This window comes from Paenibacillus sp. A3, assembly GCF_001399685.1.
Classification (GTDB): Bacteria; Bacillota; Bacilli; order Paenibacillales; family NBRC-103111; genus Paenibacillus_G.
Genome location: NZ_JTHN01000094.1, coordinates 1 through 16,372 on the forward strand (window position 1 = coordinate 1; position 16,372 = coordinate 16,372).

Sequence of the window (16,372 nt, forward strand, 5' to 3'; positions counted from 1 at the left end):
GTTACGAGGGGGTGGGGTATCTACTTCCGATCGCTGTTGTCAGCGGGAAACTTTGATTGAAGCCGCTTAACAGCGGATATTTCCCGCAGACAAAGGCGAACGCTATCGCTCCTCCAGTAGATACCCCACCTCCGTATGCTTTTCTATTTTGTCAAAAAAATACTTTCTTAAGCGCTCAAAGCTTCCTAAACAAGGAAGCTTTATTTCATACAGGCAATACAGGTCCTAGAGGGAGAAGACGGCAAGCAATACGCAATGTTCGCGTCGGAGTTCGTGAAGACGATGCTGCAGAAAGGAACCGCTACCGGTTGGCGTGTTGTCGAGGAGACGAGGCAGAAGTCTGCTTCTTACTATACTTCTGTTCCAATCTAGATTCTCTCTTTTGCTTGACTTTTTCTAGGTCTGCAATTCTTTTTTCTACAAATTTCAGTTCTAGCACGTCCCTCGCTACTTCTCGAATAATTTTTAAGAAAAGCAACGAAGATGAGAATCCTATAGCGCAGTACACTAGTATTCCCAAAGTAGTTATAGTGGATGGATTTAAAATCCCCCAAGTAGGAATAACATCCTTAATGAAGTAAGTACAGCAAGTTATAGTGAGCCCAATAATGACTGGTATATAAGCACTTTGTTTGCCACCCTCAATTTTTGCTTCTAAGGTACCTTTTCTCAGTAATAGCGAGTCCGCCGAAAGAGATCGAATCTCGTCAACAGATGCATCAGAGACATTAAGTTTATATCCCATAACTATTCCGCCTCCCCTATAAGATGTTATAAATACTAGGATCGGTATATTTTAACAGATTCTTTAGAGGTTTACGGAGACGGTATTAAGAGGTCGAAAACCCGCGCAGAGTTTGACACTCTTATACCACTGCCCGGCGTGCGGCGACGGCTCTGATGGCCGCGCTATAACGGAAGTCCCGACGCCTTCACTTAACGTTAAAATCCGTAAACTCGACCCGGACGCTACCGTACCTACTTACGCCACGGCCGTCGTAGCCGCCTTCGATCCTATCGTGGTCGAGGACGTTATGATCACGCTCGGCGAGACCGCTAAAATATCGCACGGCCTCGCGTTTGAGATTACGCCCGGCTACGTAATGTATGTTTGTATTATTTTTTCTGAAAATTTTTCCACGCACTCCCACACACAACCTTCCTAAGAGATGGGCATTGACCACTACCATTTCAAACGTTTTTAGTACTGGATTCCCATCACATTATTCCTTGCTTTTCGTGAGGGCGATCTGCTGAAGCTGATCGAGGGCGGCTTGGGGCGGCATGTGGTCGACCAGGACGGCCTGACCCATTTTTCGCGTTCCGTCCATGACCTTCTGCCAGGCAGGGTGGTTAACCGGATAAAATTTGGCCGTCTGAAGTGCTTCGAGGCTGTCTTTTGCGTTCTTGTCCTTGGCCGCAAGCTTGTCCCCCACGGACTTGGTCACAGGCAGGAAGCCTTCACGCAGAATGATGCTCTCGTAGCGCGCATCGTCATACAGAAAGCTGATGAATTTGGAGAGCGCCTCTTTGTTCGTATGATCCGTCTTGAAGGACACCAGCACATCCTGCACGCCGAAGGAGATGGGCGGAGTTCCGTCCTTGACCGGCATCGGTCCGATGCCCCATTTCAGACCGGGAAATTCCTTGGGAACGACGGAAGTGAAATAATTGCCCGAAATCATCGTCCCGAGCTTTCCGTTCCCGAGAATGCGGTGCTTCTCGTCGCGCGTCGTGACGGTCGGCTCGGTATCGGTCAGCCCTTGGTCGTAAAGCGACTTCAGAAAGGTCAGCCCTTCGACGTTTTCCGGCGAATTGATCGTCCACTGCCCGTCCTTCATCCAACCTCCGCCCGCTCCGAAGAAGAAATAGGACAAGTAAGCCTGGCTTTCGTTGTCCGTCAAGTCCACGCCGAAGCCTTCGGCTTTGCCCGTCTGCTTGATTTTCCGCGCCGTCTCGACCAGCTCGGACCACGTTTTCGGCGGCTCGGTCAGCCCGATGTCGTCAAAAATGTCCTTGTTGTAATACAGGTTGCGGACGGTGGCGAGATAAGGGATCGCGTATTGGGCGCCGTTCCAATAATCCATTTGCAGGAACTTGGGAAGAAGGTTCGCCTTCAGCTCCGGGGACAGGATATCGTTCCAATCGTTGAGCAGGCCGTCCTTGGCAAAATGGGCATACACGTTCGTATTCAACAGGTCCGGCGGCTGATTCTTGCTGATCATGGTCGTATAGACGCCGTCGAGAATGTCCCAATTCGCCACCTGCAGCTCGACGTCAATGTTCGGATATTTCGCTTCGAAATCTTTCACGATGCTCTCCAGCAGCGGTCTCGTATCCGTACTATACTCCGCAGCCAGGAACTGGATTAGCGCCTTCGGGTCCGCCGGAGCGGGAGAAGGGGAAGAGTCGATCCCGCAGCCGGACAGCGGCATCAGCAGCGTCAGCGCGGCCGACACGGTCGCTGCGGCGGGCTTCCGTCGGTTCATCGGTCCACCTCGATTCTTGGATTGATCGCCCGAGCCGGGGCATGGTTTCCTTACCTTTCCACAAAAGGGAACAGCAGCTTTTGATTTTCCGGATCGTACATGTTCTCCTTGGTGACGACCGTCGAATCGATGTTGTCTCGCGGGTTCGCTTTTTTCCCGTCGATGAGCTCCACGGCGGCCTTCACGCCCAAATAGCCGATGTTAAAAGGCTTCTGGACCAGCGTGGCATGCAGCGCGCCTTCCTCCAGCAGCTTGATCTCATAGATCGAAGCGCCGAAGCCGACGAGCTTGACCGAGGCGCTTTTGTTCATTTCCTTGATCGCTTTGGCGGCTCCCAAGGTAGCCGTCTCGTTCAAGCAGATCATGCCGGTAATCTCCGGGTGTTCGGCCAGCAGCTGCTTGGTCGCTTGGTAGGCCAGCTCCTCCTGATTCGCAGCATACCTCGTGCCGACGACGACCGCCGGCGGGTCGGCGGCGAGCGCGTCCCGAATGCCGGTTTCCCGGTCTGCGGCGGTGGGCGAGCCGCCCTTGTCGCTAAGGATCGCGACGGCGGGCCGGCCATTGGTCATGGAGGCCAACGCTCGTCCGGCTTTTCTGCCTGCGTCCAGATTGTTGCTGGCGATAAAGCTGTCTCCGGGATTGCCGTCCAACGGCGAATCAATGACGACCAGCTTGATTCCGGCTTGGCGGACCTTCTCCGCCACAGGAACGAGCAGGTCGTCGTCGGCCGGGGCCAGCACGATCGCTTGGGGCTTCTCCGCAATCGCTTGCTCCACGAGACCGATCTGCTCATGCACGTCGGTTTCCTGCAAGGGACCGCGAATGTCCGCTTTCGCTTGAAATTCTTTGGCGGCCGTCTTCGCCCCGGCCCGGATCGTCTGCCAAAATTCCGTGCGGATATCGTTGCTTTTCATAATGACGATAATGCTCTTGTCCTTGCCGCTTTCGGTCCGGACGGACTGGAGCAGGATGGCGGTATAGGCGCCCAAGGCCAAGAGGGGCACCAGCATCCACACGATTTTTTTATGCGTCTGCATCGGCGGCTCCTTTCCTACTCGCTTTTCGGGATCGTCAGCGTGACCCGGGTGCCCTTCTCCGGTTCGCTTTCGAAGCTCACGCCGTAGCTCGTGCCGAAATAAAGCTGAATCCGTTCGTGCACGTTGGCGATGCCTACGCCCGTGCCCTTGCCGCGTTCCGTTCCCGTCTTCGGCACCAGAATGTGCCGCAGCTGGTCCGGCGTCATGCCGAGGCCGTTGTCCTCAACGGTGAACACGATCCTGCCGTCCTTCTCCCCGCCGGAGATCGTAATGAGCCCGCACCCCGGTTTGTTTTTGATCCCGTGATAGATGGCGTTTTCGACGAAGGGCTGGAGCAATATTTTGATCGTTTTGCAGGCCATAATGTCTTGGGAGACGGCGATCCGGTAATCCAGCTTTTCCTTGTACCTCATTTTCTGGATCAGCAGATAGCTGCGGATATGCTCGATTTCGATGAAGAGGGGCACAAGCTCGTCGCTTTTGTTGATGCTGGCGCGGAACAGCTTCGCGAGCGCGGAGGTCATGAGCACGACTTCCTCGTGCTTCTTGCCCTCGGCCATCCAGATGATCGAATCGAGCGTATTGTACAGAAAATGCGGGTTGATCTGCGACTGGAGCACCTTGAGCTCGCTTTTGCGCTTCGTTTCTTCGTTGCGGATGATTTCGCTCATCAGCTCCTTCGTATGGCCGACCATCAGGTTGAACGTGCGCCCGAGCTGGCCGATCTCGTTCTCCTGCTCGATCTCGGCGCGAATGTCGAAGTTGCCTTTTTCCACCTGCTTCATCTTATCCTGAAGGTTCTTGATCGGTTTGGAAAACCGGTGCGAGAGCACGAATGACAGCAGCAGGGTAATCGCCAGCCCGAAGACGGCCAGCAGCAGGAACGAGCCTTGAATCGTGTGCTTGTTGGTGACGAGCTCGTCCGTGTAGGCGACGCCGACGATTTTCCAGCCGAATTTCGTATCGTGGACCGAATAGATCCGCGATTCGTCGCCGTCGTATGCGACGAAGCTGTCCGTATGCATCACCTTGTCGATCAGCTCGCTCTTCAGGTTGCTGTAGATGAGCTGCTGCTGCGGGTGGTAGACGATGTTGCCGCCGTTGTCGACAATGAACACGTAGCCCCGCTTGCCGAGGTTGACCTGGCTGCAGATTTCGCTGATGACGCTCAGGTTGAGATCGACGAGAAAAATGCCTTCCCCCGCGATCCCGTCGGTGCTTTTCAGCTCCCGGCTGAGGGAGACGACCCAGCGGTATTCGTTCTGGATCACATGCTGGACGTGGGAGGAGGAGACGACCGGCTTGCCGCCTTCCTGCTTCGCCTGCTTGTACCAGAGCTGCTCCTCCGGCTTCGCGTTCGGATTGAGGCTGGTGCTGCGCCGGTCCGACACGAATTTGCCGTTATAGCCGAACACCATGATGGAGGCGATGTCTTTGCGGGTGTACAGAATCGACTGGAACATGTCCGAGATGCGCTTCTCGTATACCCGGCGGTCGGCCTCGCTGATGAACACCGTGTTGGAGATAAAATATTTGACGTCTTTGTTCGTCAGGGCCAGGGTGGAGATGTTTTCCATGTTCGTGAAGTAGGACTGGATGTTGGCGCCGACCTGCTTCATGACTTCGGAGAGGTAGGCTTGTGAATTTTTCTCCACGGCGTCGGCGGACAGCCGGTAGGAGATGAAGCTGGTGATGCCGACGGAGACGAGAATCAAGCAGGAAAAAGCCGCAGCGATGCTGGAGCGGATGCTCTTGAATTGGAACCGTGGCAGCGGAGGGCGGAGCATCGGCTTCATCGGCGGAGCTCCTTGGCCGCAGTGTCCCGGTATTCCGTCGGCGTGAGGCCGGAGTGCTTCTTGAAGATCAGGCTGAAATAGTTCGGATCGGCATAGCCCACCTGTGCAGCAATCTCATAGGATTTGAGCGGGGTATGCAGCAGCAGCTCCTTCGCCTTGTCGATGCGCACCCGCGTCAAATATTCGACGAACGTTTCGCCGAGCTGCTGCTTGAACACGGTGCTGAAATAGCTCGTGCTCATGAGCGTATGCCGGCACAGCTCCTGCAGGGAGAGCTTGTCGTTCGCGTAATGCTCGTGGATATACTCGGTGGCCCGCAGCACCTGCGTATGCGTCAAGCGGCTCCGCTGCTCGGAGATTTGGTCCAGCGCCAGGCTTAATATTTGCTTCAGCCAGTCCTGGATTTCGTCCAACGTCTTGAACCGGTACACGTCCGTCAGCCAATTGCCCTCGCCTATGGCTGCGCGCGGTTCGTCCGCTCCGAGCTCCCGGACCGTATTCATCAGCGTGACGATCACCGACTGGATCTGCCAATAGCACGCTTCGATCGGCATCCGGGACGTTTTCAAATGGGTAACCAGCTGCTCGATCAAGCGGTGAACGTCTGCGGTTGTGCCGGTTTTCACGGCGGAGGCAAGCAGCCGGTTCCATTCTGCGCCGTTGTCCGGAGCGGCTGGCGGCTGTCCCTCCATATCGACGATGCCGAGCACTTGGTTTTTGCCGAGCAGCAGCCGGTATTCGAGTGCGGATAAGGCGCTTTTGTAAGAGAGAGGAAGCTCCTCCAGCGAGCTGCATACGCGTCCGACGCCGAGGCTAACGGTCAGTTTCAAATATTTCTCGACAAACTGCCGGATTGTTTCGGCGAGCTGGTACGCGAGCTCGTACAAAGGCATGGCCGCAAGCCCGGACACGATGGCCACGACGCGCTCCTCGCGGGTGCGAAAGGCGATTCCATTCTCCTGGCCCACGATTTCCTCGACCATATTGTATACGGCAAAGCGCAGCAGCTCCTGATCCTGATCGGAGGGCAGATGTCCGCTGCCGCCGAAATCGTCGATGTCGACGACCACCGCCACATAGTCGGGCAGGAGCTCGGGAAGCCCGAAATAGTGAAGCCGCTCGCGGATTTCCGTATCCCCCATGGCGGTCGTCGCCCATCGTTCGAGAAAGCGTTCCTTCAGCAGGGGCAGACTTTGATTCAGCTGCATGTGCAGGCGCGTCAAGTCTTCCCGCTGGCGGGTTTCCTCGTCGAGCTCGCCTTTCACTTTCGTCAGCAATACGCGAAGATCAGCCGCTGTAATCGGTTTCAAAATAAAGTCATAAGCTTTGAGCCGCAGCGCTTGCTGTGCATAATCGAAATCGTCGAAGCCGGTCAGGATGATCACCTTCACGAAAGGGTACCGGGTCCGGATCAGCCGCGTCAGCTCCAGCCCGTCCATAAACGGCATGCAAATATCCGACAGCACGAGGTCCGGTCTGAGCTGCTCCATCGCTTCCCACGCTTCCCGGCCGCTCGCATAATCGCCGACGAGCTCGAAGCCAAGCCCGTTCCAATCGATATGCTCCTTGATGCCCTCGCGTACGATCGCTTCGTCGTCCACAATCATGATTTTGTACATGCGCACCCCCGGATTTCCAGCGTAACTTTGTGTTGAGTGTACTGTAAAAAGGGAAATTCAGGCAAGAGGGTTGTGTGCGCTTTTGCATTTTTTTGTAGAAACTTAACATGCCGCCCTCGCTCATCGCAGCTACGGCATCCGTAATATGAATCGTGTCCGCCTTCAACGAATCGTCCGCATGCCGTACGATGGCTTCGACCAAACCGAAAAGGAGAAAGCATCTCATGATCAAATAACCTGCGGTGTTAAGCCGCAACCTGTTCGACAAGCAATGGATCGGGGAATCGATACATCTACAAAAAAATTGCTCCGCATAATTTCAAATGAAAAAGCCAGCATTCTTCAGAGAAGAACGACTGGCTCGCAGCTTATTGTGAAATGTCGGTTTGGCGTTTTTCTTTTTTCCGGCGTTGAATTTTTCGCACGAGCAGCCAGCATAATGCAATCACTGCGCCGGCAGCCAGCATGGAGATGGTGAGCGTGCTTCCGCCGACCATATTTTCTGCCGCATGGCCGTAAATGTAGAACAAAATTCCGACGACATAAAATTTCGCCGCACGCCCGATGGCAGCATAACCGATCAGCTTCCAAAGGGGATAATTCATACAACCCGATACAATGGTAAAAATCTTGAAAGGAATAGGAGTGAAAGAACCGATCATAATGGCTGCTTCTCCATGACGACGGAACATTTCGGTAACGGAATCCAGCTGCTTTTGTTTCATAAATTTGCGAAGAATAAGATTGCCTGAAGTTTTACCGATGGCGTAGCCGATTGGCGTACCGATCATACAACCTATAAAGCCGAACGTAGCCAGCCATAAGGCGTTCCCGGGGTTTAAAGCGCTCAAGGAAACTTGAAGAAAAAATGCGGGAATTGGAAAAATAATAGCGTCGATCATGGCGTGAATGAAAAGCCCGATATCCCCGAAGCTGCGCAGAAATTCCAAAACTGAATTAATCAAGCCTGTTTGCCCCCTCAACGAAAAGAAGGGCTTGTATCTTAGTTCCAATCATTTGCATTATCCTCGCAGTCCTCTGTCGGCAATTTCATAATATTTCGTTACTTTCATAATATCAAAAAATGGAGCGAAAGGCACTATTCCGAGGTATAGTTCCCGTCCTAGACTGAAGTCTTGGAAGCCGGACTTTTCCTATTTAAGCTCGAGGAGTTTCAATCGTATTTAACGGAATTGACGGCAATCGAAAAAAATCCCCCTTTTCGCCAGTGAAGAGAATGAAAAACGGGCATAGTCCTCCGAAAAGTGACAAGTTGGGGAGTGCTTTCAGAACGGAAGATTACGGGTCAATTGCGAATCTTATGTCAAATCACGATCCACAGATGGTGATTAACGTAAGGTGTTGGTACGGTGAGGTAACCGGCTTTCGGATAAAAGAAATTCGGAGAACTTCTGCTACGGAGAAAAAAAGTAGTGGTATCTGTAACAAGCCGCCGTAATAACGCGCAGCAGGTATAGACGGCTGGGAGATTAGCTCGTATGAATCCGACCTTGATTACAAACTGCCTGGTTAGTATCCGCATATATCGAAGTGGCAAACAAAAAAAGAGTGTCGCAAAAGCCATGAAAATGGCTGAGGGACACTCTCTTGTTCATACAGCTCGTGTGTACACTCTCTGTAAGGATAGCTGGATGGAGGCCATGCTAACCGGTAGAGGGATTCGCCTCATTTCGCGCGATGCACGGTCAGATTCACCTTGTTCGTCTCGCACATGAAGGTGGAGAGATGAACCGGTCGGTCGTGCGAATCGTAGGCGATTTTGACGATGCGGAACAGGTTGGAGCCGACGTCGCATTCCAGCGCTTTCGCTAGATCCTTTGTCGCTCCGATCACGTTGATAATTTTATCGTTGCTGTCGATTTCCGTCCCGTAATCTTCCTTCAAAATCTTGTACGTCGATTCGTCGCGCGCGATTTTTTTCTCCAGATCGGGGAAGCGCGTCAGCGGGTAGTGGGCCAGATCGTAAAACAGCGGCCGCTCGTTGACATACATCAGCCGTTCGAGCTCAAGCACCGGGCTTCCTTCCTCGATTTGGAGCCGCTGGGCCATATCCGCGGAAGCCGGAATCACTTCGCTGCGCAGTGTGCGCGAATTGGGGATCATCCCCAATTGGTGGCTGAATTCCGAGAAGCCGCTGACCGACAGCAGCTCGTTCTGGAATTTGCTCGAGGTGACGAAGGTGCCTTTGCGCTGGATGCGGGTGAGCGTGCCGTCCTTGACCAGCTCCTCGATCGCCTTGCGTATCGTGATGCGGCTCACCTGATAGATGTCGCACAGCTCGGCTTCCGTTGGAATCTGCTCGTCCGGTTTGTATTTTCCTTCTTGAATATCGTTCTTCAGCATTTGCCGGATTTGCATGTATAAGGGCTGCGCTGTCGATGGATTTAAGTTCATAGCGTAAAATCGACTCCATGTCGCCATTGTTTCTTCTCATTATACATGCAACTTTGCCGCGAATTCCAGCTACCAGGCCCCGAAATACGTAATCGTTTGCGCCGCGGCCCGCGTTCCTTGCTCCAGGCACTGCATCAGCGGAAGTCCGTCCATAATCCCGTACAGGAAGCCGGCAATGAACGAATCGCCCGCGCCCATCGTATCCACGACGGTGACCGCTTCCGCCTCGCGCCGGAAATAACGCTCGCCGTCGTAGGCAAGCGAGCCGTTTTCCCCCAAGGTGGCGACGGCGACCCGCGCCCCGAGCGCATGCGTTTCTTTCAGGTAGCTGCGGATATACGCGTCGTCCTGCGTATAAGAGAAGAAAGCGTAATCAACGAAGGCCGGGAGCCGCTGGGTCAAGTCGTGATGAAGCTGGTCCGAGAAGTCGAAGGAGGTGATCAGGCCCTTCTCCTTGAACCGCGGGAAATACGGCTCCGCGTGGCCCCAGATTCCGGCATGCACCAACGCGTGCCCTTCGATAAACTGCAGATCGGCTTCCGTCAGCGCGAAGTGCTCCATCACCCCTTCGTGATAGTCGCCGAATTTGCGGTCGCTGCCGATCAGCTCGACATAGGTCACGGCGGTTTGGCCTTCTTTTTGGTGCAGATGGCTGACGTCAATCCCTTTGTCGCGGATCGCCCGGCGCATTTGCTCGCCGTAGCTGTCGGTGCCGACCCAGCCGACATACGAGGCATCGCCCCCGAGCCGCTTTAAGTAGACGGCCACGTTCACGGGATTGCCGCCCGGGTAGCTTTCCTGCCTCGACAAGTACACGTCCATACAGTTGTCTCCGACGGTAGCAGCTTTCATCTTCCCATTCGCCTCCTACAGGAGCGTAACCCCCTGTCCGGAAGACAGGGGGATCGCGCCTTTCTAGTATTCGACGACTCCGTAGTAACGGCGGTCATCGGGGTTGTGGTCTCTCGCGACGGCGAAGTAATAAGAGAACCATTCCAGCGGCACGAACATGACCATAGGGGCCAGATCCGGATGCAAGCCGCCGGACAATTCCTGATAGTCGAACACGATGTGCTCGCCTTTGTATTTTTTCACAAAGCGCAGGGCGCGTTCCGTAATGTGGCGGGAAGCGTCGGTGCCGACCAGGAAGACGAACGGAACGCCGGGCTCGACGATTTCCAGCGGGCCGTGACGGAACTCGCCGCTTTCGATCACCGCACCGTGACCCCACATAAATTCCATATTCGTGATGACGCCTTCTTTATAAGCAAGGGACACGAGCGGTCCGGCCGCCACCGTATAGAAGCCTTTCCAACTGCTGACCGATTCCGCCAGCTTCAGCGCTTTTTCCTCGAACGAATCGATATGGCCTGCCAGGACGGCGGGCAGCTTCGGAATATCGGCCAGAATGCGCTCGACCTCTTCGGACGGCTCGACTTCCCGAATCCATTGCAGGGCCAGGAAGTACAGGGCCAGCAGATGGCATTCCCACATCGCATGGGCGTTGTAATCGATCACGAACTGGGCTTCGTCGCCGAGCGGATTGCCTTCCTTCTTATTCACGACGCTGATCGTCACGGCCCCGGCTTGGTTGGCTTTCCGCAGCGATTGAACCACTTCCTCCGTCGTGCCGGAGTGGGAGATGACGACGACCGCCGTGGAAGCATCCAGAGCGCGGGGCGTATGGTCGACGAATTCCCAGCCGGTATACACGTTCGAGACAAGCGTGCTGTATTTGTCGATCAAATATTTGGCCGCCGCGCCGACAGCCTTGGAGCTGCCGCAGCCGACGAAGTATACGCGCCCGATCTTTTGCTGCGCCAGCTTCTGCGCGATGCCGGCAATTTTCGGCTGGCCTTCCTGGATGAAGGTTTCGACCTCGGGGATCATGCTCGACGTTACCAGAAAATCGACTTTTGTTTTGTCCAAATGCAGCATGGATTCAACACGCCTCTCTTTTTAGATTTATTTGTTATGTTTTGTATTATAACAAAATAGAATTAAAAATCAATCCAAATTAGGCTTCTTTCGGAATTTCATCATGGCCGATGCCAGGATCGCGATGAGAGCGATTTCTTTTTTTCCAGTAGTGGTACACCGGAAGGCCGGTGACGATGACGATCCCTGCCGCGAGCAAGCCCTGCCAAGGGGCCCAGGTGAACGTTCCCCATGCGAGCCACGTGGCGCCCAGAATCGCGAGAATCGTCGTCAGACGCCACACCGGCATGCGGTATACGGGCTTGTAATCGTCGCGCTTGCGGCATTTGTAGATCGCGACGAAGTCCATGATGTTGATGGCTAATTGCGTGAGCGTAAAATAACCGAGCAGCGTCGTCAGATCGCTTAAAAAGACGAGCACGCATGCATAAACGACCTGAACGATGATGGAGAAGCTCGGCGTCTCGTATTTGGGGTGCACCTGGCCGAACCGTTTGAAGAACAGCCCGTCCCGGGCCATGACGTATTCGAGGCGCGGCTGGAACATGATGCACGAGCTGAGCGAGCCGAGAATGACAATGATGGCAGTAATCGAGACAAACGACGAAGCGATATGCGCAAGCCCGGGAATAAACGAAACTGCCTCGGACACCGGCGCTTCCGATTTCATCAGCTGCTCGAAGGGCATTAAGCCCGTAACGGAGACGGCCAGCGTCGTATAGAGGGTCAGCACGATCAGCACCGAGCCGATCAGGGCGCGGGGGAGCACTTTCCCGGGATTTTTGATTTCACCGGCCATGAAGCAGATCGCCGCCATGCCCGTATAGGCCCATGTCGTGGCGGAAATGCCGCCCATGAGACTTGTATTGGCCGTGCCGCCCGGAGGGGTGTAGGCGAAATTGTCGGTATTCATATACATAAAGCCGAGCGCGACGACGATGACGAACGGAACGATTTTGACCGCGGTAATCAGGACCTGGAACACGCCGCCTTCCTTCACGCTGCGGTAGTGGATCGCGGTGATGGCCAGAATGATGGCGACGGCCAGAAATTTTCCCGCGATGCCTGCGAAAAACGGGAAAAACACGGCGGCGTAGGACACGATCGCGATAGCCATGATCGCAATCGAAGGGGGATCAAGCGCCCAGAACGTGGCCCATCCGTACAGAAAGGCGAGCGGCCGCCAGCCGGCTTTGTTCAGGTACACGTACCCGCTGCCGTTCTCGGGATAAGCGGTCGACAATTCGCCCAGAACCATCATTTGCGGAATGGCGATCAAGCCGCCGATCAGCCAGGCCATGATCGAGACCGTCGGGGTGCCGGACGCGCGGGCCACCTCGCCGACCGATACGAAAATGCCCGAGCCGATCGTGGTCCCGACGGCGAGCGCCAAGGCGGACCAGAATCCAAGTTTTCGTGTGAGACTGCCGTTGCTCATACACGATTCCTCCATGTTCAAGTTGTTAAACCCTATGAAGAAAATCCGAACTGCCGGAGCTTGTCCAGCGACTTTTCAATGGCTTCTTGCGGATTGGCATAATAACGCGAGCCCATGATTTCCAGCGTGCAGCATCCCCGGTACCCGTGCTTTTGCAAGCTCTGCACGTAGCTTTCCCAGTTCAGCGCCCCGTCTCCAAGCGCCAGATGCGCGTCCGACTGACCGTCTCCGTCGATCAGATGGACATGCGGCAGGCCGCCCGGCGCGGCAAAATAATCGTCCGGCGTTTCGCCGGCCAACTGCATCGCGACGGTATCGATCATGCCGCGCAGGGAAGGGGAGCCGATCTCCGCCATCATGTTTCGCACGTCCCGAAGGCTCATGATCAGGTTCGTTTCAAATGACGTCAGCGGCTCCAGCGCCAGAAACAGGCCTTCCGCTTCGGCGATCCTGGTTAATTGCGCAATGGAATCGCTTGCAAATTTCCAAGAATCGGCCTGTGGCACCGCAAAATCGCCGATCCCCGACGTGACGAGCATCATCGGCGCCTCCAGCTCGGCCGCGGCGTACAGGTTTTCCTTGAAATAAGATACGCTCCTCGCTCGCCAGTCCGGGTCCGAGGCGGCCAAATTATACGGATAGACGCACTGTTCGGGGGTATAGCATACAACGTTCAGCTTTCGCGCCTTCACCTCCTTTCGAATGTTCCTTAGCGTGGAGAGTGGGTTACGTCCCACATAGAAATGAGGTTCCCCGGCCCATAGCTCGATGCTGCCGATTCCCGCGCGTTCCATCCCGTTCAAGAAGTGCCCGAACGGAAAATGACGAAACGTAATATTCATGCCTGCGATGATCATGTGAACAGCTCGCCTCCTGCATTGGTTTATTTGTTATGTTTTGTATTATAATTAAACAGTACATAATATGGCAAGCGCTTTCTTTGAAATGTTTGAATTTTCAACGCAGCCGGCTTCACGGTTTTGTCAAAAACGAACGTTCCTCTTAAACCGGCATGGAAATGGTCATACTGACATCATGGGCAAGACGGCGGATAAAAAATCTCATGGATAGGATTGACAGAGGGTAAGCGATAATGCATAATAATATATGAACACATGATCATATATAAAACATACGGTCGGAACGCCGCAGCGGATCGCCCGTATCTGGGAGGGACGACCTATGCACAGTCATAACCATAGTGCGCATGCGCATAGCGGAGGAGCAGCTCATAAGCACGACCATGGACATGGTCACCATCATCACGGCCATGGTCACGGACATCACCATCACGATCACGCCCGGGAAGGGAACAAGAAGGGCCTGATTATCGCTTTGTCCATCACGGCGGGTATTTTGCTGCTGGAGTTTTTCGGGGGGCTTCTCACGAACAGTTTGGCGCTGCTTTCGGATTCCGGGCATATGCTCAGCGATGCCAGCTCGCTCTTGCTCAGCTTGATCGCGCTCAGCTTCGCCGCAAGACCGGCTTCCCCGGCTAAGACGTACGGTTTTTACCGCTTTGAGATTCTCGCAGCGCTGTTCAACGGCATTACGCTGTTTCTCATCGCCGGCTTTATCATATGGGAAGCGTACGGCCGCTTCTTCAACCCGCCGGAAGTCGCCAGCGGCTCGATGATGCTGATTGCTTCCGTAGGGCTGCTCGCCAACCTGATCAGCGCGTGGGCGCTCATGCGGAAGGGCGACGTGAAGAACAACGTCAACCTGCGCAGCGCTTATCTCCACGTGCTCGGGGACGCGCTCGGCTCTGTCGGCGCCATTATCGCGGGGCTTGTGATGATGGCCTTCGGCTGGTACATCGCCGATCCTATCATCAGCGTGCTCGTTGCGCTGCTGATTCTGAAGGGCGCTTGGGGCGTCATCTCCCATACCGTGCACGTGCTGATGGAAGGAACGCCGGCCGGCGTGAGCCAGCAGGAAGTGAAACAGGCGCTGGAGAGCATCGAGGGCGTTGTAGACGTGCACGACCTGCACATTTGGACGATTACGTCAGGCCTCGATTCGTTCAGCTGCCACATTCAGATCGAGGACGATCGGGACAGCCAACAGGTGCTGCAGCAGGCGATCGGGCTGATGGCGGAACGGTTCAATATCCACCATGCGACGATCCAGATCGAGAAATCGGCTATACGCCACGAGGAATTGCGGGTATAATCCGGGATCCCGAACGAATAAAAACGGCCGTTTCTTCCCACATTAACAGCAACCCTGTATGTGGAAAGGATGACCAAGAATGACCCGTTACGAATACGACTCCAGCCTGCAATCGCAAAACCCGGTCTCGCAAGCGCAAAATTCGGTGGAAAAGGCGCACAACGCCGTAACTCAGGCGCAGAGCCATCCGTCCGCCCAAATGATCGAGCAGGCCGAAACGGCCGTGGAAAAAGCCGAGCGCTCGATTGCCCAAGCCGGGCATGACGAGAACAAGCCCGCCGTAGAGCAAGCGGCCGCGCAGCTTGCCGATGATCAATCGGACCTGCAAAATCTGCAGCCGCTGGAAGAAGAATAGCGGCCGAGCAAGTCTCAAGACCCGTTAGCCCCTCTGCTTAGGAGAAGTGGGGCTAACGGGTCTTTTTTCGGCTCGATGCAGCGTGTAAACCTGCCTGCGGCGCCGTTTGCCAAGCCGGGCGACGGCTTCGTCATCACATCGCTTTCGGCTTTTCCTTTGTGCTACAATGGGAGCATACGGCACGTGCTTCAGAGCACGCGAGAAAGAGGAGGGCTGCATTTGGAAGCGTGGCAGCTAACGGCGGAATTGATTTTAGACGGGAAGGCGGCGCTGGGCGAAGGGCCGGTATGGGATCACCGCAGCGGACGGCTGCTGTGGGTCGATATCGAGGGAATGCGGATTCATCACTATGATCCGGTTCAAGGAACGGACCGTTCGATCCAGCTTGATCAGCGGGTGGGGGCTGCGGTGCCGAGAGCGGAGGGCGACGGTCTGGTGCTCGCGCTGGAGCATGGCTTCCATCTGCTCGATATTGCGACGGAGCGCCTGACGAAGATTGCCGACCCGGAGGCGGGGCTTCCGGAAAACCGGTTTAACGACGGCAAGTGCGACGAAGCCGGACGCTTCTGGGCGGGGACGATGAACCGCAAGAGCAGCGGTCCGACGGGGGCGCTGTATTGCCTGGAGCCTGACGGGTCGCTGCGGAAGGCGATCGATGGCGTGATTTGCTCCAACGGGCTCGGCTGGAGCCCCGACGGGCTCACGATGTATTACATCGACTCGCCTACCAAGCAAGTCGTCGCCTACGACTACGAGCCGGAAGCAGGAGCGATCTCGAACCGGCGCACGGTGGTCACGATTCCGGAAGGCGAGGGCGTTCCCGACGGCATGGCCGTCGATCGTGAAGGGATGCTGTGGGTTGCCCAGTGGGGCGGCTGGCGGGTGTCCTGCTGGAATCCGCAGACCGGCGAAAGGCTCGGCTTCGTCCGCGTTCCGGTTGCGCAAGCGACCTCCTGCGCGTTCGGCGGTCCGGAGTGGGACGAGCTGTACATTACGACGGCCCGGACCGGGCTGAGCGAGGAACAACTGACGCAGCAGCCGCATGCCGGCGGCTTGTTCCGCGTCAAGACGGGTGTGAAGGGCAGGCCAGCTTGCTTTTATGGCGGATAACAA

The 16,372-nt window shown here is 55.3% G+C and carries 14 protein-coding genes; 3 read left to right on the forward strand and 11 right to left on the reverse strand.

Annotation, left to right across the window (positions count from 1 at the left end):
* Nucleotides 1–301 precede the first annotated feature (301 nt).
* The 11 genes from QJ48_RS14455 to QJ48_RS14510 form a co-directional block, all read right to left on the reverse strand.
* Nucleotides 302–745, reverse strand: a complete 444-nt coding sequence (locus tag QJ48_RS14455) for a hypothetical protein (RefSeq protein WP_054974272.1) — start codon at nucleotides 743–745, stop codon at nucleotides 302–304.
* A 478-nt stretch (nucleotides 746–1,223) separates the two neighbouring features.
* Nucleotides 1,224–2,489 carry an ABC transporter substrate-binding protein gene (locus QJ48_RS14465; RefSeq protein WP_054974274.1) on the reverse strand — a complete coding sequence of 422 codons (1,266 nt, stop codon included), beginning with the start codon at nucleotides 2,487–2,489 and terminating at the stop codon, nucleotides 1,224–1,226.
* A gap of 50 nt (nucleotides 2,490–2,539) precedes the next feature.
* Nucleotides 2,540–3,526 (reverse strand): substrate-binding domain-containing protein, encoded by a 987-nt coding sequence (locus QJ48_RS14470; protein ID WP_054974275.1) that lies wholly within the window; start codon nucleotides 3,524–3,526, stop codon nucleotides 2,540–2,542.
* A gap of 14 nt (nucleotides 3,527–3,540) precedes the next feature.
* Nucleotides 3,541–5,322 carry a sensor histidine kinase gene (locus QJ48_RS14475; RefSeq protein ID WP_082420504.1) on the reverse strand — a complete coding sequence of 594 codons (1,782 nt, stop codon included), beginning with the start codon at nucleotides 5,320–5,322 and terminating at the stop codon, nucleotides 3,541–3,543.
* Nucleotides 5,319–6,941 (reverse strand): response regulator, encoded by a 1,623-nt coding sequence (locus QJ48_RS14480; protein ID WP_054974276.1) that lies wholly within the window; start codon nucleotides 6,939–6,941, stop codon nucleotides 5,319–5,321. The genes QJ48_RS14475 and QJ48_RS14480 overlap by 4 nt, the downstream gene beginning before the upstream one ends.
* Before the next feature lie 368 nt (nucleotides 6,942–7,309).
* On the reverse strand, nucleotides 7,310–7,954 hold the full coding sequence (locus QJ48_RS14485) for a VTT domain-containing protein (RefSeq protein ID WP_337589623.1): 645 nt from the start codon (nucleotides 7,952–7,954) through the stop codon (nucleotides 7,310–7,312).
* Nucleotides 7,955–8,627: 673 nt separating this feature from the next.
* The gene (locus tag QJ48_RS14490; protein ID WP_054974277.1) at nucleotides 8,628–9,356 is read right to left on the reverse strand and encodes a GntR family transcriptional regulator; all 729 of its coding nucleotides are present in this window, start codon (nucleotides 9,354–9,356) and stop codon (nucleotides 8,628–8,630) included.
* 69 nt (nucleotides 9,357–9,425) lie between these two features.
* Entirely contained in the window at nucleotides 9,426–10,208 is a 783-nt protein-coding gene (frlD, locus tag QJ48_RS14495; protein WP_054974278.1) for a fructoselysine 6-kinase, read from the reverse strand.
* A 63-nt stretch (nucleotides 10,209–10,271) separates the two neighbouring features.
* Nucleotides 10,272–11,294, reverse strand: a complete 1,023-nt coding sequence (locus QJ48_RS14500; RefSeq protein WP_054974279.1) for an SIS domain-containing protein — start codon at nucleotides 11,292–11,294, stop codon at nucleotides 10,272–10,274.
* 79 nt (nucleotides 11,295–11,373) lie between these two features.
* On the reverse strand, nucleotides 11,374–12,732 hold the full coding sequence (locus tag QJ48_RS14505; protein ID WP_054974280.1) for an amino acid permease: 1,359 nt from the start codon (nucleotides 12,730–12,732) through the stop codon (nucleotides 11,374–11,376).
* Nucleotides 12,733–12,764: 32 nt separating this feature from the next.
* The gene (locus QJ48_RS14510; RefSeq protein WP_054974281.1) at nucleotides 12,765–13,589 is read right to left on the reverse strand and encodes a sugar phosphate isomerase/epimerase; all 825 of its coding nucleotides are present in this window, start codon (nucleotides 13,587–13,589) and stop codon (nucleotides 12,765–12,767) included.
* Between the two features lie 325 nt (nucleotides 13,590–13,914).
* Between QJ48_RS14510 and QJ48_RS14515 the strand changes: the two genes are divergently transcribed.
* From QJ48_RS14515 to QJ48_RS14525, 3 genes are all read left to right on the forward strand, one after another.
* Nucleotides 13,915–14,904, forward strand: a complete 990-nt coding sequence (locus QJ48_RS14515) for a cation diffusion facilitator family transporter (protein ID WP_054974282.1) — start codon at nucleotides 13,915–13,917, stop codon at nucleotides 14,902–14,904.
* Between the two features lie 79 nt (nucleotides 14,905–14,983).
* The gene (locus tag QJ48_RS14520) at nucleotides 14,984–15,259 is read left to right on the forward strand and encodes a hypothetical protein (RefSeq protein WP_054974283.1); all 276 of its coding nucleotides are present in this window, start codon (nucleotides 14,984–14,986) and stop codon (nucleotides 15,257–15,259) included.
* A gap of 219 nt (nucleotides 15,260–15,478) precedes the next feature.
* Complete coding sequence (locus QJ48_RS14525) at nucleotides 15,479–16,369, forward strand: SMP-30/gluconolactonase/LRE family protein (RefSeq protein ID WP_054974299.1); 891 nt, start codon at nucleotides 15,479–15,481, stop codon at nucleotides 16,367–16,369.
* The last annotated feature ends 3 nt before the right edge of the window (nucleotides 16,370–16,372 follow it).